Origin of the sequence: Kribbella sp. VKM Ac-2569 (assembly GCF_004216905.1) — a bacterium.
Lineage (GTDB): Bacteria > Actinomycetota > Actinomycetes > Propionibacteriales > Kribbellaceae > Kribbella.
The window spans coordinates 553,388-569,568 of the sequence record NZ_SGXJ01000004.1 but is presented as its reverse complement, the minus strand read 5'-3'; the positions used below and the strand labels follow the sequence as shown (position 1 = coordinate 569,568).

20 protein-coding genes and 1 tRNA gene are annotated in these 16,181 nt (G+C 68.4%); 8 read left to right on the top strand and 13 right to left on the bottom strand.

Annotation, left to right across the window (positions count from 1 at the left end; all coding sequences use genetic code 11):
- Positions 1 to 112: 112 nt before the first annotated feature.
- The gene (locus EV649_RS29365) at positions 113 to 406 is read left to right on the top strand and encodes a type II toxin-antitoxin system VapB family antitoxin (protein ID WP_130386840.1); all 294 of its coding nucleotides are present in this window, start codon (positions 113 to 115) and stop codon (positions 404 to 406) included.
- 32 nt (positions 407 to 438) lie between these two features.
- Positions 439 to 1,002 carry a LytR C-terminal domain-containing protein gene (locus tag EV649_RS29360; protein WP_130386839.1) on the top strand — a complete coding sequence of 188 codons (564 nt, stop codon included), beginning with the start codon at positions 439 to 441 and terminating at the stop codon, positions 1,000 to 1,002.
- Here EV649_RS29360 and EV649_RS29355 read toward each other — a convergent pair.
- The 5 genes from EV649_RS29355 to EV649_RS41280 all read right to left on the bottom strand — a co-directional run bounded on the left by EV649_RS29355 (position 999) and on the right by EV649_RS41280 (position 3,903).
- Positions 999 to 2,510, bottom strand: coding sequence for a potassium/proton antiporter (locus EV649_RS29355; protein ID WP_130386838.1), 1,512 nt, complete (start codon positions 2,508 to 2,510; stop codon positions 999 to 1,001). The two genes, EV649_RS29360 and EV649_RS29355, sit on opposite strands and share 4 nt — an antisense overlap.
- Positions 2,511 to 2,617: 107 nt before the next feature.
- A tRNA-Ser gene (locus EV649_RS29350) sits at positions 2,618 to 2,708 on the bottom strand.
- Positions 2,709 to 2,721: 13 nt separating this feature from the next.
- On the bottom strand, positions 2,722 to 3,150 hold the full coding sequence (locus tag EV649_RS29345; RefSeq protein ID WP_130387184.1) for a nucleoside deaminase: 429 nt from the start codon (positions 3,148 to 3,150) through the stop codon (positions 2,722 to 2,724).
- 31 nt (positions 3,151 to 3,181) lie between these two features.
- On the bottom strand, positions 3,182 to 3,667 hold the full coding sequence (locus EV649_RS29340; RefSeq protein ID WP_130386837.1) for a tRNA adenosine deaminase-associated protein: 486 nt from the start codon (positions 3,665 to 3,667) through the stop codon (positions 3,182 to 3,184).
- Between the two features lie 74 nt (positions 3,668 to 3,741).
- The gene (locus EV649_RS41280; protein WP_166679932.1) at positions 3,742 to 3,903 is read right to left on the bottom strand and encodes a hypothetical protein; all 162 of its coding nucleotides are present in this window, start codon (positions 3,901 to 3,903) and stop codon (positions 3,742 to 3,744) included.
- Between the two features lie 104 nt (positions 3,904 to 4,007).
- On the opposite strand from EV649_RS41280, the gene upp reads away from it, so the two are divergent.
- Complete coding sequence (upp, locus tag EV649_RS29335) at positions 4,008 to 4,649, top strand: uracil phosphoribosyltransferase (protein WP_130386836.1); 642 nt, start codon at positions 4,008 to 4,010, stop codon at positions 4,647 to 4,649.
- A 1-nt stretch (position 4,650) separates the two neighbouring features.
- On the opposite strand, the gene EV649_RS29330 is transcribed toward upp, so the two are convergent.
- From EV649_RS29330 to EV649_RS29315, 4 genes are all read right to left on the bottom strand, one after another.
- On the bottom strand, positions 4,651 to 5,073 hold the full coding sequence (locus tag EV649_RS29330; protein WP_277875714.1) for an SGNH/GDSL hydrolase family protein: 423 nt from the start codon (positions 5,071 to 5,073) through the stop codon (positions 4,651 to 4,653).
- A 63-nt stretch (positions 5,074 to 5,136) separates the two neighbouring features.
- The gene (locus EV649_RS29325; protein ID WP_130386834.1) at positions 5,137 to 6,102 is read right to left on the bottom strand and encodes a teichoic acid biosynthesis protein C; all 966 of its coding nucleotides are present in this window, start codon (positions 6,100 to 6,102) and stop codon (positions 5,137 to 5,139) included.
- A gap of 79 nt (positions 6,103 to 6,181) precedes the next feature.
- The gene (locus tag EV649_RS29320) at positions 6,182 to 7,084 is read right to left on the bottom strand and encodes a 1,4-dihydroxy-2-naphthoyl-CoA synthase (RefSeq protein WP_198682756.1); all 903 of its coding nucleotides are present in this window, start codon (positions 7,082 to 7,084) and stop codon (positions 6,182 to 6,184) included.
- A gap of 14 nt (positions 7,085 to 7,098) precedes the next feature.
- Positions 7,099 to 8,112 (bottom strand): LacI family DNA-binding transcriptional regulator, encoded by a 1,014-nt coding sequence (locus EV649_RS29315; RefSeq protein WP_130386833.1) that lies wholly within the window; start codon positions 8,110 to 8,112, stop codon positions 7,099 to 7,101.
- 144 nt (positions 8,113 to 8,256) lie between these two features.
- Between EV649_RS29315 and EV649_RS29310 the strand changes: the two genes are divergently transcribed.
- The gene (locus EV649_RS29310; protein WP_130386832.1) at positions 8,257 to 10,188 is read left to right on the top strand and encodes a Xaa-Pro dipeptidyl-peptidase; all 1,932 of its coding nucleotides are present in this window, start codon (positions 8,257 to 8,259) and stop codon (positions 10,186 to 10,188) included.
- Position 10,189: 1 nt separating this feature from the next.
- Here the strand turns inward: EV649_RS29310 and EV649_RS29305 are convergent, their stop codons facing one another.
- Positions 10,190 to 11,116, bottom strand: coding sequence for a helix-turn-helix domain-containing protein (locus EV649_RS29305; RefSeq protein ID WP_130386831.1), 927 nt, complete (start codon positions 11,114 to 11,116; stop codon positions 10,190 to 10,192).
- A 133-nt stretch (positions 11,117 to 11,249) separates the two neighbouring features.
- On the opposite strand from EV649_RS29305, the gene EV649_RS29300 reads away from it, so the two are divergent.
- The 4 genes from EV649_RS29300 (at position 11,250) to EV649_RS29285 (ending at position 14,098) form a co-directional block, all read left to right on the top strand.
- Positions 11,250 to 11,576, top strand: coding sequence for a PadR family transcriptional regulator (locus EV649_RS29300; RefSeq protein WP_130386830.1), 327 nt, complete (start codon positions 11,250 to 11,252; stop codon positions 11,574 to 11,576).
- A complete protein-coding gene (locus EV649_RS29295; RefSeq protein ID WP_130386829.1) occupies positions 11,573 to 12,775 on the top strand; it encodes a hypothetical protein in 1,203 nt (400 codons plus the stop codon). Before EV649_RS29300 ends, EV649_RS29295 begins: the two co-directional genes overlap by 4 nt.
- Positions 12,776 to 12,837: 62 nt before the next feature.
- On the top strand, positions 12,838 to 13,605 hold the full coding sequence (locus EV649_RS29290; RefSeq protein WP_130386828.1) for a hypothetical protein: 768 nt from the start codon (positions 12,838 to 12,840) through the stop codon (positions 13,603 to 13,605).
- A 25-nt stretch (positions 13,606 to 13,630) separates the two neighbouring features.
- Positions 13,631 to 14,098 carry a hypothetical protein gene (locus EV649_RS29285; protein WP_130386827.1) on the top strand — a complete coding sequence of 156 codons (468 nt, stop codon included), beginning with the start codon at positions 13,631 to 13,633 and terminating at the stop codon, positions 14,096 to 14,098.
- Here EV649_RS29285 and EV649_RS29280 read toward each other — a convergent pair.
- Genes EV649_RS29280 through EV649_RS29270 form a run of 3 tightly spaced genes read right to left on the bottom strand, consistent with a single transcriptional unit; the run spans position 14,076 to position 16,180 of the window.
- Entirely contained in the window at positions 14,076 to 14,810 is a 735-nt protein-coding gene (locus EV649_RS29280) for a GNAT family N-acetyltransferase (RefSeq protein ID WP_241998791.1), read from the bottom strand. The two genes, EV649_RS29285 and EV649_RS29280, sit on opposite strands and share 23 nt — an antisense overlap.
- Positions 14,811 to 14,814: 4 nt before the next feature.
- On the bottom strand, positions 14,815 to 15,792 hold the full coding sequence (locus EV649_RS29275; protein WP_130386826.1) for an adenylate/guanylate cyclase domain-containing protein: 978 nt from the start codon (positions 15,790 to 15,792) through the stop codon (positions 14,815 to 14,817).
- Positions 15,782 to 16,180: a cyclic nucleotide-binding domain-containing protein gene (locus EV649_RS29270; protein WP_130386825.1), complete on the bottom strand. Its 399-nt coding sequence runs from the start codon at positions 16,178 to 16,180 to the stop codon at positions 15,782 to 15,784. Before EV649_RS29270 ends, EV649_RS29275 begins: the two co-directional genes overlap by 11 nt.
- Position 16,181 lies beyond the last annotated feature (1 nt).

Below are 16,181 nucleotides of genomic sequence, written 5' to 3'. Positions count from 1 at the left end.
CTGTTCCTGTGGGACGTCCAACGGCACCGAAAGGTTGAGTCCGCGCACCGGACTATTCCGGTGACATTCATGACCTCCTCGTGGGACCTTTGACACCGCTAGACTTCGGGGGGTGATCTTCAAGCGTGTCGGGGACGACAAGCCGTACCCGGACCATGGGCTGCGGCCGAAGGACTGGTCTTCGCTGCCGCCCAGGCAGGTGCGGCTGGACGAACTCGTCACGACGAAGGGCACTTTGGACCTGAACGCGCTGCTCGACGAGGACTCGACTTTCTACGGCGATCTGTTCGCGCACGTGGTGGAGTGGAAGGGCGACATGTACCTCGAAGACGGCCTGCACCGCGCGCTGCGCGCGGCGCTGCAGCAGCGTCAAGTCCTGCACGCACGGGTACTGGTAGTGGACTGACCAATGGCTGCCGCTCACGGGGGGTGGAGCAAATGACAGCGATACATACGCAACCGAGACCGCACTCGCGGATCCGGTGGCGTACGCCGATCACGATGGTGATCTTGCTGGGGATCCTCGCCGGTGGGGGCTGGTGGGGCTGGAACTCGCTGGTGAACAGCAGCGCCGAGCCGACCTGCACCGAGCAGAAGCTGACGAACAACCGTCTGGTTCCGAAGCAGGTCGTGCTGAACGTCTACAACGGCGGCGCCCGCGCGGGCTCGGCCGGCCGGGTGGCCGAGGCGCTCAAGCAGCGCGGGTTCAACATCGACAAGGTCGCGAACGAGCCCAAGGGCGACAAGGTCGACGTGGTGGCGCTGCGCGGTGCCGCGGCCGACGCGCCCGAGATGCTCCTGGTCGCGGGTCAGCTGAACCAGAAGGCGGTCATGATCGCCGACGGTCGCACCGACCACACCGTCGACCTGGTCATCGGCGCCGGTTTCGGCTCCGTGAAGCTCAAGGGCATCCCGTCGGTCACGGTCGCCCCTGGCGCCACGGTCTGCCTCCCGGTCATCCACAGCCCGCAGCCGATCCCGTCGGGCCAGAACCCCAACTAACTGTTCTCGCGGCCTCGTTCACCGAACCAGCCGGCCAGGCGGCCGGCTCGGGAGACCGCGCGGAGGCGGCGGACGGTCTGTTCGCGGACCGGGCTGGGCGCGACCACGAGCAGGTTGTCGTCGGCCCGGAGCACGGTATTGCGATCCGGGACGAAGGCTCGTTCGCCGCGGATCACCAGCGCCACCGAGACACCGGGCGGTAGCCGCAGCTCAGTGATCTCGACCCCGGCCAGCCGCGACTTGCTCGGCACATGCACCTGGAGCATGTCCGCGCCGAGCGACTCCAGCGGCGCCACATCGATGTCCACCTCGTGCGCCGCGTTCTCGTCGAGCACGTTCAGCCGCTTCGCCAGCCACGGCAACGACGGCCCCTGCAGCAGCGTGAACAGCAGCACCAGCACGAACACCACGTCGAAGATCCGCTGCGCCTGCGGCACCTGCTCGGCGAGCGGGATGGTCGCGAGCACGATCGGCACCGCGCCGCGCAGGCCCGCCCAGGAGATGAACGTCCGCTCTCGCCACGACAACCGGAACGGCGCCGCCGAGATCGCCACCGACGCGAACCGCCCGACGACCGTCACCGCGACGCCGATCACGAGGGCGACCAGTACGTCGTCCCACCGGAACCGCCCCGGCGACGCCAGCAGCCCGAGCATCACGAACAACCCGATCTGCGCGAGCCAGGCGATCCCGTCGACGAACGACCGGGTCGCTATCCGGTGCGGCAGCTCCGCCCGTCCCAGCACGAGCGACGTCACGTACACGGCCGCGAACCCCGACACGTGGAGCAGCACCGAGCCACCGGCGTACGAGATGAACGCCACGGAGAGCACCGCGAGCGGATACAGGCCGGCGGATCCGAGCGCCATACGGCGGATCAGCCCGACGCTCACCCACCCGATCAGCAGACCGAACAACGCGCCGACCACCAACTCGTAGACGACCATGCCGCTGAACCACAGCAGGCCCTTCTCGCCGACCTCGCCGGTGCTGACGAGCGTCACCAGCAGCACGGTCGGAGCGTCGTTCAGACCGGACTCCGCCTCCAGCGCCCCACGCAGCCTTGGACGGATCGGCACCCGTCTGAGCACCGAGAACACGGCCGCCGCGTCAGTCGGCGACGTGACGGCCCCGAGTAGCACCGACAGCTGCCAGCTCAGCCCCAGGACGAAATGCGCCACACAGGCGACGACACCGACGCTGACCGCAACCCCAACCGTCGCCAGCACGAGCCCGAGTGGCATGACCGGCCGTACTTCGTTCCACCGGGTCGTCAGACCGCCCTCGGTCAGGATCACCACCAGTGCCGCGAACCCGAGCGCATGCGCCAGCTGCGCATCCTCGAAGTGGATGTGCCCCGGACCCGACTCCCCCAGGAGCAGTCCCATCCCGAGGTAGATCAGCAGCGACGGGAGCCCGATCCGCGCGGAGAACCGCACCGCGACCACGGCGACCAGCAGAATCGCCGCGCCCGCGAGCAGAATCCCGTCGAGCTCCGCAACATCCATAGGGGCCCTCTCGTCGAGCGTCCCGAGTCAGGTCCAGAGAGACGAAAACCCTGACGCATCACACAGCATCAGGGTCTCCGGCCTATCTGGCCGCCCCGGAGGGCGGTTGGCGGTGGCGGAGGGATTTGAACCCTCGGACGGGGGTTGCCCGTCACGCGCTTTCGAGGCGCGCTCCTTCGGCCGCTCGGACACGCCACCGCCGAGGACAATATCAAGGTCTGTGGCCGATGAAGAAATCGCGGAGCCGGGCACCGGCCTCGTCGGCCATCACGCCGCCGACGACCTCCGGCCGATGGTTGAGCCGGCGGTCCCGTACGACGTCCCAGAGCGACCCCACCGCGCCGGCTTTCTCGTCGTACGCCGCGAAGATCAGCCGGTCCAGCCGGGACAGCACGATCGCCCCGGCGCACATCGTGCACGGCTCCAGCGTGACCACCAACGTGCAGCCGGTCAGCCGCCACTCGCCGACGTGCCGGGCCGCGTCGCGGATCGCGAGCACCTCGGCGTGCGCGGTCGGATCGCCGGTCGCCTCGCGCTCGTTGTGTCCGCGCCCGATGATCTCGCCACTCTCGTCCACCACGAGGGCCCCGATCGGTACGTCGGGCAACGCCCGCTCCGCCTCCTCGAGGGCCAGCGTCATCAACCGCGACCACGCCTGCCGCAGGATCGGGCTAGCCAACGGCTTCGATCGCGTCGTGGAACTGGTTGCCGAAGCCAAGGGTCTCGGCGATCTCCTCGAGCATCTCCTCGGGATAGAGATCGACGTCGTCGCAGAGCGCGCCGAGGTCCATCGCGCTCATCCCGAGGTCGGCGATGATCGTCAGGTCGCCGGCCGGCACCTGCTCGTCGTCGTCATCGGCCAGCGGGATGTCGAGCTCGTCCACGACCTGCCGGGCCAGCGGCCACTCGGTCGCGGCGGTCACGTCGGAGATCAGCAGCCGGGCGCGACCGCCCAGCACCCGGACCAGGACGAAGAAGTCCTCGTCGACCGACACCATGCCGAGCACCCCGGCCTCACCGGGATACCTGAGGAGCGCGGACACCAACGCGGACAGATCGGGCTCACCGCGCAGTACCAGCGGCGTGACGGTCCAGTTCCCGTCCTCGGTATACGCAGCGACCGCGAAGTCCAGGTCGGTAACCGTGGCATCAGACACCGCATCATCGTCGCAGGTCTGCGGCGTCCCGGCGATCTCAAGCCGATATCAGATGCGCCAACACCGGTCAACGGTCAGTGATGGTACGTCGCTCTGCGCATCGCCTCGCGCAACTGCCGGACGCGGGCCCGCCGGGGCGCGATCCGGTCGCGGAGCGCGCGCATCTCGTCGAGCTCGCGCAGAAAGGCGGCACGGCGGCGCAGCCGGTCGAGCTGCTCGGGCGTCTTCTCGGTCATCGAACTACTCCCTGGTGGGCGAACAGGGCGAATCCAATGCAGTTTCAAGTCTGACAGCGAGCGCGCTTTCCCGCCGCGAATCGCCGACGGTACCGTTCGGCCTTATGCAGATCCTCGTCGTGGACCACCCGCTCGTCGCCCACAAGCTCACCGCGCTGCGCGACGAGCACACGGACTCACCCACGTTCCGGCGGCTGACGGACGAGCTCGTCACGCTGCTCGCCTACGAGGCGACCCGGGACGTGCGCACCGGTCCGGTCACGGTGCAGACCCCGGTCGCGGCAGCACAGGGCGTGAAGCTCGCCGCGCCGAAGCCGCTCGTCGTCCCGATCCTGCGCGCCGGTCTCGGCATGCTCGAGGGGATGACCCGGCTGCTCCCGACCGCGGAGGTCGGTTTCCTCGGCATGGTCCGCAACGAGGAGACCCTGACCGCGTCGACGTACGCCGAACGCCTTCCCGAGGACCTGTCCGGACGCCAGTGCTACGTCCTGGACCCGATGCTCGCCACCGGCGGCACACTCGCGGCAGCGATCCAGTTCCTGGTGGACCGCGGCGCCGACCACATCACCGCCATCTGCCTCCTCGCCGCCCCCGAGGGCGTCAAACGCGTCGAGAACGAACTCACCCACCTCGACGTACCGTGCAACCTCGTCATCGCCGGCATGGACTCCCACCTGAACGAAAAGGGCTACATCGTCCCCGGCCTGGGCGACGCCGGCGACCGCCTGTACGGCGTCGCTCACTAGGTCAGTCGAGAGCGGCTTCCGCGAGGTCGGCCAGTACGGCGTACCCGGCGTCGGAGGGGTGTGCGTCGCCGTCCCGGCACAGCAGGGTGTACGTGCACAGCGCCGTACCGTCGTCGGCGTCGAAGGCCGGCATCGGGTCGACGTAGGTCGCGCGCGCCGACCGGGCCGCCTCGCTCATCGCCTGCTTGAGCGCGCGGAAGATGGGGCCGGTCAGCGCGAAGGCTCCGAGGTGGACGTCGTACGCGCCGATCACGACCAGCTCGGTGTCTGGGGCAACCGTCCGGAGCGTCTGCAGGATGTCCCGCAGGTTGCCCGCCACGCGTGCGATCGCGGCCGGCGCACCCTGGACGATGCACTGGACATTTCCGTTGCAGGAGGCAACGAATGCGTTGGCGTCGTTGCCCCACAACGAGATCGTGACCAGGTCGACCCGGCCGTTGGCACCATGGTGCGGACACTCGGCGGGCAGTACAAGGTGTGGTGACGATCAGACGAGCGCGCTGCGGTAGAAGAGGTTGGCGCGGCGGTCGCCCGTCACGCCGGAGGCGAAGCCGAAGCACAGGCGCGGGCAGCCGAGGGGATCGACGTACACGCCAAGGCCTTCCGCTTCGCGGTAGACCAGGTCGGCGCCGTCCACGATCTTCACGGACTCGACGACCTCGCCCTTGTTGATGTCGTACGTCCAGAGCCTCGACGTCGCCACCGCGGGATCGGGCGTACCGGCGTACGCCTCGCCTTCCCACAGGTAGACGTACGAGCCGTAGAGCGCCCAGCCCTGGAAGTCGATGCCGGCTGTCATCGCGGGCTGTTTGAACGACGCGAGCACCCGCGAGAAGTCCCCGGCGCGCGCCGCGGCCAGCGAGTACACGTTGATGTGGAAGCCGTCGGCCAGCGTGTGCCGGATCCCGATCCGGCCGTGCTGCTGATCCACCGACGGCGTGAACACGGCACCGTCCGCGACCGGCTTCCAACTGCGCAGGCCCGGCGAGTCCTTCGTCAGCGTCGCGCCGTCCTGCCAACGGAAGCGGGCGATCTGCCGGCCACGCGCGTTCGCCGTGTCCACGTCGGTCTCGGTCCAGAGGTACGTCGTACGCCCGACGGTCTCCGCACCGATCGAGACCGCGTGGCCGAACCCGCTCACGTACATGTGCCCGACAACATCACCGGCGAGCGTGAGCTGCGTCAGCGTGAGATCACCACTGTTAGAAGGCGATCCGGCCCGCAACTGCCCGGTGAAGAGCCGCTGGTTCGCATTGTCGAAGGCGATCGACTGCATGACCGTCACGTCCGCCAGCGGCTTGCTGCGAAACACCTCGCCACCCGGCCCGTCGAGCGCGAAACGCCGCGTGGGAGTCAGGGTGAACGGATTGGCGGAGGCGGGCACACCAACGGCTCCGGCAACGACCACTGCACCGGCACCAGCGAGCAACCCACGGCGGGAGAGATTGTTCATAGCGCCCGACCGTAAGCCGTTTACCGCGAACTGTCATCAGTTCGCGCATATTTTTCTGCTAACTAACCACCGGACAGTGTTAGAAGGCGTAGGGGTACTGCGACCAATCCGGGGAGCGCTTCTCCAGGAAGGCGTCGCGGCCCTCAGCGGCCTCGTCCGTGCCGTAGGCGAGGCGGGTGGCCTCACCGGCGAACAACTGCTGCCCGACGAGCCCGTCGTCGATCATGTTGAACGCGTACTTCAGCATCCGCTGGGCGGTCGGCGACTTCGCGCAGATCTTCTTGCCCCACTCCAACGCCATGGCCTCAAGCTCGGCGTGCGGAACGACCTTGTTGACCATGCCCATCCGGTACGCGTCCTCGGCCGAGTACTCGTCGCCGAGGAAGAAGATCTCGCGGGCGAACTTCTGCCCGACCTGCCGCGCCAGGTACGCCGACCCGAACCCGCCGTCGAAGGACGCCACGTCCGCATCCGTCTGCTTGAACCGCGCGTGCTCCGCGGACGCCAGCGTGAGGTCCGCGACCACGTGCAGACTGTGCCCGCCACCCGCAGCCCAGCCGGGAACGACACAGATCACGACCTTCGACATGAAGCGGATCAGCCGTTGTACTTCGAGGATGTGCAGCCGGCCCGCGCGCGCCGGGTCGATGGAGTCGGCCGTCGTACCCTCGGCGTACTTGTAACCGTCCTTCCCCCGGATCCGCTGGTCGCCGCCCGAGCAGAACGCCCAGCCGCCGTCCTTCGGTGACGGGCCGTTGCCGGTGAGCAGCACACAGCCGACGTCGGTGGACATCCGGGCGTGGTCGAGCACGCGGTACAGCTCGTCGACGGTCTGCGGCCGGAACGCGTTGCGCACCTCGGGCCGGTTGAAGGCGATCCGCACCACACCGGCGTCGACCGCGCGGTGGTACGTGATGTCGGTCAGCTCGAAGCCGTCCACCTGCTTCCAGGCCGACGGGTCGAAGATCTCGGAGACGGTCACCCGGCGAGCATATTTCAGCCGCGGGCGGTGCTCTCCCGCAGTACTACTTCCGCCTTGAACGTCTCGGTCGTCGCGTCGCCGCCCTCGATGGCGAGCTCCAGCGCGCGGCGGCCCATCTGCTCCAGCGGCAGCCGTACGGTCGTCAGCCCCGGCCACACGTCCCGCAGCGTCGCGATGTCGTCGAACCCGGCGACACCCAGCTGGCCCGGTACGTCGACACCACGCGCACGCAACGCCGACATCGCGCCGACCGCCATCACATCGTTCACCGCGAACATGCAGTCCACGTCGGCCTTGCGGTCGAGCAACTGCTCCGCGGCGGCGTACCCACCGTCGCGGGTGAAGTCGCCGGACTCGACAGCCACCGGCTCCATCCCCGCCTCTGCCAGGCCCGCGACGAAGCCGGCGCGCCGATCCCGTGCGGTCGCAAGACTTTCCGGCCCACCGAGTACGGCGAACTTCCGCCAGCCGAGCCCGACGAGTTCGCGGGCCAGGTCCGCCGACCCCGAACGGTTGTCAGGTTCAACGGTATGCGCCGGCATCCCGGACTGACTGACCAAGGCGAGACCCGCGCCGGAGTTGAGGAAGGTCTCCACCTCGTTCGCCGTCCGCGCCAGGCTCTCGCTGTCGGTCCGCCGGCTGCCGATCATCACCGCGGCCCGGGCTCGTTGCGCGCGCAACGACGACAGGTAGGCGATCTCCCGGTCCGAGTCACGGAACGTGCTGGCCATCATCACCAGCAGGTTGCGCTCGTCCGCGGCGCGCATCACGCCGTTCGCGATCGCGGCGAAGTACGGGTCCTCGATGTCGTGGACCAGGATGCCGACCAGGTTCGTCGACGACTTGGCCAACGCCTGCGCCTGCGCGTTCGGCGTGTAGCCGAGCTCGACGGCGGCGGCCTTGACCCGTTCCTGCAGCTCTGGACGGGGCACGCGGTCCCCGCCGTTCAGCACACGGGAGGCGGTCGCGACCGACACACCCGCACGCTGCGCCACGTCCAGCAATGTCACCGGTGCTCGCAGATTCACTGGCCTACCCTTTCGTGCGTCCCCCCGGGGGCGGTGGCGGTCACCCTACCGAATCACCCGTTCTCACGCTGAGTATCGGGCAGGTCGCTACCAATCCGGTCAGAACCTGGCATTGCGGCGCGGGAGTGACTAGCCTTCCCAGCCATGAGGACCGTCCGCGCCAGGTTGACGATCCTGGTCTCGTCCGCCGTGCTCAGCCTGACGACCCTCACCGGTCCGGCGATGGCTGGTCCGATCCCGGACGGGCCCGGTACGCCGGCCCTGGCAGCTTCCAGTGTGCCGCAGCATGTCGACGCGCGCACCAAGAGCACCCAGCCGGTCTACGACTACGCGAACGCGATCCGCGAGTCGGTGTACGTCGACACCACGATGGACACCGACAGCGACGGCCAGGACGACGTGATCGCGGTCGACATCGTCCGGCCGAGCGAGACCGCCCTCACCGGCACGAAGATCCCCGTCATCATGGACGCCTCGCCGTACTACTCCTGCTGCGGACGCGGCAACGAGAGCGAGAAGAAGACGTACGACGGCGACGGCGTGATCCGGAAGATGCCGTTGTTCTACGACAACTACTTCGTCCCGCGCGGCTACGCGATGGTCGGCGTGGACATCGTCGGCACCGGCCGCTCCACCGGCTGCGGTGACGTCGGCGGCCGGGACGAGATCCAGTCCGTCGTCGACGTGATCGACTGGCTGAACGGCCGCAACACCGCGCACACCGCCGACGGTCAACTGGTGAAGGCGTCCTGGACGACCGGCGCGGTCGGGATGATCGGCAAGTCGTACGACGGAACGCTCGCGAACGGTGTCGCGGCGACCGGGGTGAAGGGCCTGAAGACGATCGTGCCGATCTCGGCGATCTCGTCGTGGTACGACTACACCCGGTCCGGCGGCGTACCGTACTCGGACGACTACATGCCCTGGCTGGGCGGGTACGTCGGTCACGACAGCGCGGCCTGCGACGAGGTCCGCGGCAAGCTCGGCGACAACGACGATGACGACACCGGCAACTACACGTCGTTCTGGGCCGAGCGCGACTACACGAAGAACGCGTCGAAGGTGAAGGCCTCGGTCTTCATGACGCACGGGCTCAGCGACTACAACGTGCAGACCAACCACTTCTCACAGTGGTGGTCGGCACTGACGCGGAACAACGTGCCCCGGAAGCTGTGGCTGGGTCTCGAGGACCATGTTGACCCGTTCGAGTTCCGGCGCGACGAGTGGGTGGACGAACTGCACAAGTGGTTCGACTACTGGCTGCAGGGCCTGCAGAACGGTGTGATGAAGGAGCCGATGGTCTCGGTCGAGACGACGCCCGACGTGTGGCGCGACTACAAGACTTGGCCGGCCGTGAACCGCCCGATGTCGGTGCCGCTCTCGGTCGGCAAACTAGGTGCCGCGGGCAAGGGTTCGCTGATGGTCACGGACGATCCCGAGCTGACCGAGGACGACATCGTCGCGGACCCGTCGGAGGTGATCGCGGGACGGCAGATGTTCCTGTCCGCACCGCTCACCGCACCGCTGCGGATCAGCGGCACGCCGTCGGTCACGCTCCGGCTGAAGTCCGACTCGTCGACGACACCGGTGACCGCGCGACTCATCGAGTACGGCGAAGCCGCGCGGTACACCGGCGTACGCCGTACCGACGAAAGCACCTGTGAAGGCTCGAGCACCGACTACGACGACAGCTGCTACTTCACCGTCGACAAGGTCACCACCCAGAGCGATCACGGCATCGTCAGCCGCGGCTGGATCGACGCCGCCCACAGCAAGTCGCTCTCGAAGCCGACCCCGTTGACGCCCGGCCAGTGGACCACCGTCAACGTCCCCCTCCGCGCCCAGGACCAGATCATCCCCAAGGGCCGCATCATCGGACTGGCCATCACCCTCTCCGACACCGAGTGGACCTCCCCCAACAACACCGGCGCCTCCATCGACATCGACCTCGCCGGCAGCAAACTCAACATCCCGGTCTCCTCCGGCAAACTGGTTGCCCCCACCCAAATCCCCACCATCGACGTCCAAATCAAAACCCCCACCCAACGCCCCAACCTCCACGACCCCAAGAACTGAGCTAGTTGCCTTCGGCTACGAAGTGCATTGGGTCTCCGGAGGAGAGGTCGGTGATGCCGGCGGTGTGGAACGCGCCTACCAGGAGGGATCTGCGGTGGGCGGCGAAGGTCAGGACGTGGGCGACCATTCCGCCGTACGTGAAGACTCTGGGTGGTTCGCAGGTGGTGTCGACGAAGCTTTCGTCGAAGCGGCCGTCTTCGTTGAGTTGGTTGACCAGGGCCACGAAGCGGGCGCCGGCGTCGGCGTGGCGGGTGCGGAGTTCGGGGATCGGGGTGACGACCTGGCGGCCGCACTCGGGGACCTGGAACGGGCGGTCCTCGACCGACGCCAGCCACATCTCCTCCTGCCAGACCAGGCGGTCCAGTAGGTAGCGGATCGAGATGTCGTCGTCGATCCCTTCGACGGAGAGCTCGATCGGCCGGTCCAACGTGGCGGCGTCCAGGCGGGCGCCGCGTTCGATCATCTCGCCGGTCAACCACACGTGGTGCTCGACCATCCTGACAAGTACGTCCATGCCTCTCACCTTTCTACGAGCCGGCAGCCGAAGCCCGGCCGGCGGCTGGAAATGCACTCCACTCGGCGCCGCGAGGAAGAACATCCGCGACGCTTCCCGCCGCCACTCCCGTGGCGACATCCCATAGGCCCTGGCGAACGCCCGCGTGAACGCCTCGTGCGATCCGTACCCGGCCTCGATCGCGACATCGAGTACGGCGACCGGCTCGGCCAGCAACCGGTACGCCGCCCGCTCCAGCAGCACCCGCCGCCGGAACGCGAACGGCGACTCACCGGCCACCGCACCGATCACCCGATCGAAGTGGAACCGCGACAGATGCACCCGTCCCGCCAGCCCGGCACCGTTCACCGGACCGTCGAGACCGCGTAGACCGTCTGCGACCACCGCTACGAACTCCTCGAACACATCCGCCATGCCCACCACTGTGCCCGTACCACCCGGCCTCCGACTTGATCGAAATTGCGGAACGTCTGAGTGGTTAACGGAGTACTCCACAATGTGTAGTAGTCTTCTCAGCGGAGCACCGCCGGTGCCGGAGGAGGTCGCGATGGACACGAGCCAGCTGCTCAAGGGCGTACTGGATCTCGCAGTGCTGGCCGTTCTGCGGGACGCCGACGGCTACGGGTACGACGTACTCCGCCGGCTGCGCGCCGCGGGACTCGAGGACGTGGCGGACGCCTCCGTGTACGGGACGCTCCGCCGGCTGTTCCAGGCCGGCGCGCTGACGTCGTACGTGCAGCCGAGCGAGGAAGGCCCGCACCGCAAGTACTACGGGCTGAACAAGACCGGCCACGACCTGCTGGCCCGATCGACCAAGACCTGGAATCACTTCGCCGACACGATGTCGGTGCTGCTGGAGGAGGAGGCCGCGTGAACAGCACCCTGACCGGAGCGGTCGCGATCTACCTGACGCAGGTGCGAGCCGAGCTCAGCGACCTGCCGCCGGGTGAACTGGAGGACGTGCTCCAGGACGTCACCGACCACCTCACCGAGGTAGCGGGCGAGTTCGACACCGAGCCGACCTCGAGCGACCTGCAGGAGCGCCTGGGCACGCCGCGGCAGTACGCCGACGAGCTGCGGACCGCGGCGGGTTATCCGGCACGCACCGAGCCGGTCAGCCAGGACTACCTCACGTCCGGTTGGAAGGCGTTGCGCTGGGGCCTGATCGCCGGCACGGTCGGCCCGTTCTTCGTTGCCGTCAGCATCTTCGCGTGGTCGCACGACGAGACGGCATTCTTCGGCCTGCTCGGGCTCGGCGTGCTGTTCGTCGCGGCGTTCCTCGGCGTACGGGCGTTGCACGGCAACGACCCGCGGATCGTCCTGGACACCCCGCGGGGCGCGCAATGGGCGACGGCCGTGCGTGGCTGGATCGACCAGCTCCCGCCGAACGTCCGGCACGAACTGGTGACGATCGGCCAACCGGTCTGGTGGGTCGCGCGCGGCATGATCGGCGCGGGCGGGTTCTTCGCGCTGTTCGGCGCCGCCTCGGTGACCGTGGTCGGAGCCGTCGCCGGTGCGGCGGTCTCGATCTGGATCGGTCGCCGGACCCAGCAGGACCGGCGGTGGCTGTGGTACGTCGTACCGCTCAACGTCGTCGCGGCGGTCGCGGTCCCGGCGTTCCTGGCCGCGGCGTACGTCGGTGCGTCGTTCGGGTTCCTGGACAACTACAACGACTACCGCGGCAGCACCCGGAGCTACGAACCACCGGCCAAGGGCGTGGTGGTGAACGGTTCCACGGTCTCGAACATCTACCCGTTCGATGCCCAGGGCAAGCAGGTCTCGGTCCGGCTGTACGACCAGGACGGCAACCCGATCAGCATGGAGCTGCAGGACTGCGCGACCAGCTACGGGAATGAGTCGCGGGACACCACCACCAACCTGTTCCCGCAGGCCGTGGTCGTCCCCGACGAGAACGGCGACACCGGCCCGGACAACTGCAAGGAGACCACGAAAGCCCCGTTCGTCCCGCCGCCCGCCCCGGCCACCCGGACCACGTCGCCCACACCGAGCACGGTCAAGCCTTCGGGAACACCGACCCCAGGTGTGACGCTCACTGTGAAGCCGACCAGGTGACCCAACGCGCGGACTAGGGTGACTGGCTTCGCTGCCCGCCCTGCTCTGTGAGGTACCTGCTCGTGTGGATTCTCGGTGTAGTTGCCGCCGTCGTCGTAGTCGTCGGTCTGGTGTTGTGGTGGTTGCTGCGCGGTCCTGACGACGACCTGGACAGCGACGAGGACTTCGCGGTGCCGCGCAAGTGGGAGTGGGAGTTCCAGCTCACCGAGGAGCAGGAGAAGGCCCTGATGGAGGGCCTGCACTCGTACCACAGAAGCAAGGACGGCCCGATCGCCGTGCACAGCGAGCACGCCGACGTCACGCTGTTCGCGCCGTACACCGTCATCTCGCTGTACCTGCTGGCGGACCGGTTCGTTGCCCTCGGCCCGGATGCCGTGTCGTACCCGATGAGCTCGGTCGGGCGGTTGCTCGACGAGTGCGCCGACCAGGAGCAGCCCGGCGTACTGCACCTGCGGCACGACTGGTTCCCCGACGAGGGTGCGGACGGGATGGACACGTCCGCCTTCGCCGATCTGGTGATGGACGTGCTCATGCAGCACCCGGACCGGCGAGTCATCCGCGCGTCCTGGAACGGCGACGGCCTGGTCGAGGCGGCCATCCGCGCGACCGACGAGAGCCGGCAAGACAACCGCCTGGCGCTCGACCTGGCCCGCGTCCTCGAGCAATACGGCGCTGCCCGCCAGGCGCAGCCGCAAACGCCGCCGCTCGACCTGCTGCGAATGATCCTGCCCAGGATGGTGACCTCCGAGATTCCGGGCGTCCTGTGGATCCGCCCAGCCACCGCCGACGAGCGCAACATCCTCGCCGACGCCGGCCGTCAATCATCATGACCCGTCGACGACTAGCATCCCGAGCGTGAGCGGGATAACAGCAAAGCACATCCACCAGCGGACTCTGTTGGTTGGAGCAACGGTCGCGCTCGCCTTCTCGGGAGCGTCGACCTGGTGGGAAACCGACACCCGGGTCTACAGCGGATGGTCGCAGGTCGGCTCCGGAGGCTCGGGCTTGATGACAGGCTGGGAACGGGTGATCCTCGTGACGGGCATAACACTCATGCTCGCGATCGGCGTGGCCGCGTGCTGGCCGCCGTATCGGATCTCCCCACCGGTTTCGCGCACCATTGGGCTGGTCATAGCAGCGCTCGGCATCGGCATGCTGGCCATGGCCGCGTCAGGCGGCGACTCCTACGAGACGCATGGCGGGCTAGTGGTCTCCGCTCTCCTCGCGTTGGTTGTTGCCTTCCTCTGGATGTCCCTCGCGAACAATCCCTGGCCGCAGGCCGAGACTGCTGAGGCGTCGGCTACTTCGGATCCGCCGGAGTAGCTGACGCCGCTGCGACACGGCGATACGTGTAGCCCAGGCGTTCGTAGACCTTGATTGCGGCAGCGTTGTTGCCGTCCACCATCAGGCCTACTCGACCGTGGCGCTTCACCAGCTCGGCGGTCACAAAGCCGCACACCTGCCGGGACAGTCCCTTGCCCCGGGCAACGGGATGCGTCGCAACGCCGGCGAGGAACCCGATCTCGGGCGCACTCCAGGCATCCGCGGCGATGCTCAACAGCTCACCGCGGTCACCCGTCACCGCAGCCCACCGCCGTACGCCGGGATGCCCGGGCCACGCGTACGACGAGGGCGATGCCTCGGTCAGCAACGCTTCGATGCCGTCCTCCCCGTCCAGCCAGGCGGCCGTCGTCGTGAGGTCCGGGAGCGTGTCCACATCCATCCACCCGAACGCCGCCGAAAACCTCAGGCCGGGCACGCGCTCCGCCAGATCACGGATCAGCGCCTCGTCGCCGAACGGCCGGTACGACGGACCGACCTCGGCGAGCACGTCAGCGGTCAACCGCACCGCGTGGTCAACCGGACCGATCACCGCAAGCCGATCATGCTTCGACACGTCCGGTGACGCGACCGCCACCGCATCCCCGTCGTACCAAGCGCGGATGCCGGGGACGAAACCCTGTGCGGCCCAATTGATCATCGGATCGTCCGCAGCCGCCGTTGCCAGCGCTGCGGTCGTCAGAAGCTCGTGCACGCGGTCATTCTGCCCGTTGGATCGCGTACGGGACCAAATGGCGGTAGCCGCGGACGGCGACGCGGCGGAGGCGGTGGACGGCGTACGACGAGTGGCCGTCGAGGGCTGTGGCGAGTTCGCGGTCGGCGAGGACCCGGCCGGGTTTGCATTCCGTGGTGAGGCGGGCGGCCAGGTTGACGACCTCGCCGTACACGTCGCCGAGCCGGATCAGGATCGTGCCGTACGCGAGCCCGATCCGCAGCTCGGGAAGGTCCTCGTCGGCGTTCACCGCGTCCTGCAGCGCGAGCGCGACCGCGGCCCCCTGCGCGGCGGTGTCGGCGACGAACAGCACCTCGTCGCCCATCGACTTGATCACCCGGCCGCCGTTCAGCGCGACTACGTCGGCGGCCATGCCCTCGAACCGCTCGATCAGTTCGCCGAGCTCGGCCTCGGTCAACCGTCGCGTCAGGCGCGTGTAGCTGACGATGTCCGCGAACCCGACCGCCCGCACCCCACGCGCCAGCTCGTCGGACCCCGCCACGGCCCGCCCGGCTGCCGCGGCGAGGTGCCGGCGCCAGACGTACGTCTGCAGCCGCTCCATGGCCGGCAGCAACAAACCCGCGACCTCGATCGACTCGTCCGCGGACAGCTTGGACCCACCGAGGAAGTCCAGGAACATCGCCGACTGCCACGACGCCAGCCGGGACTGCGTCTGCCCGAGCTTCCGGGCCAGCGACGACTCCGTCTCGGCTTCGATGAACCCGTCGTCCTCGAGCGCCGCGACCAGCCGCAACGCCTCGACGTCGTCGTCGGTGAAGGCCACCTCGTCGTCCGGGACGGTCGCGAACCCGAGCGCATGCCACATCCGTTCGGCGCGCTGGATCGAGATCCCGGCCCGCTCGGACACCTGGATCCGGGTGAACTTCCGCTCCCCACCCAGGAGTGTCTGCTCGAACTCCCGCGTCAACCCGGCCAGATCCGGCGCCCGAGGGTCAGTGGCCACCGCGGCGCTCGGCGATGGTGGCGTCGATGGCGTCCCGGAACGCCGGCAGCCGGCGGGTGAGGTCGTCGAACTTCTCCCGGGTGAAGTGCAGCAGCTGCAGCCGCGACTTCGCCGTGACGGTTGCCGTTCGCAACGTGTTCTTCCGGACCGCGACCTCGCCGGCGATATCGCCCGGGCCGAGCTCGGCGATCTCCTGGCCCTTCTCGCGGACCGCCGCTGTACCGCTGAGGATCAGGTACGCCGCGTCCGGGGGCGTCTGCTCCAGGATCAGCGACCAGCCGGCCGGTACCGAGACCTCCTCACCGGCGCGGAAGATGTCCCGGATGTCGCGTCCGGACAGATCCGCGAACAGCGGCAGGTCCCGTGGGGACGTCCTACCCAAAGCCACG

Excerpts from the sequence above, each read along its gene's own strand:
- EV649_RS29360 (WP_130386839.1), top strand. The coding sequence starts at position 439 with ATGACAGCGATACATACGCAACCGAGACCGCACTCGCGGATCCGGTGG.
- EV649_RS29355 (WP_130386838.1), bottom strand. The coding sequence starts at position 2,510 with ATGGATGTTGCGGAGCTCGACGGGATTCTGCTCGCGGGCGCGGCGATT.
- EV649_RS29345 (WP_130387184.1), bottom strand. The coding sequence starts at position 3,150 with ATGACGCTGGCCCTCGAGGAGGCGGAGCGGGCGTTGCCCGACGTACCG.
- EV649_RS41280 (WP_166679932.1), bottom strand. The coding sequence starts at position 3,903 with ATGACCGAGAAGACGCCCGAGCAGCTCGACCGGCTGCGCCGCCGTGCC.
- upp (WP_130386836.1), top strand. The coding sequence starts at position 4,008 with ATGCAGATCCTCGTCGTGGACCACCCGCTCGTCGCCCACAAGCTCACC.
- EV649_RS29325 (WP_130386834.1), bottom strand. The coding sequence starts at position 6,102 with ATGAACAATCTCTCCCGCCGTGGGTTGCTCGCTGGTGCCGGTGCAGTG.
- EV649_RS29310 (WP_130386832.1), top strand. The coding sequence starts at position 8,257 with ATGAGGACCGTCCGCGCCAGGTTGACGATCCTGGTCTCGTCCGCCGTG.
- EV649_RS29305 (WP_130386831.1), bottom strand. The coding sequence starts at position 11,116 with ATGGCGGATGTGTTCGAGGAGTTCGTAGCGGTGGTCGCAGACGGTCTA.
- EV649_RS29300 (WP_130386830.1), top strand. The coding sequence starts at position 11,250 with ATGGACACGAGCCAGCTGCTCAAGGGCGTACTGGATCTCGCAGTGCTG.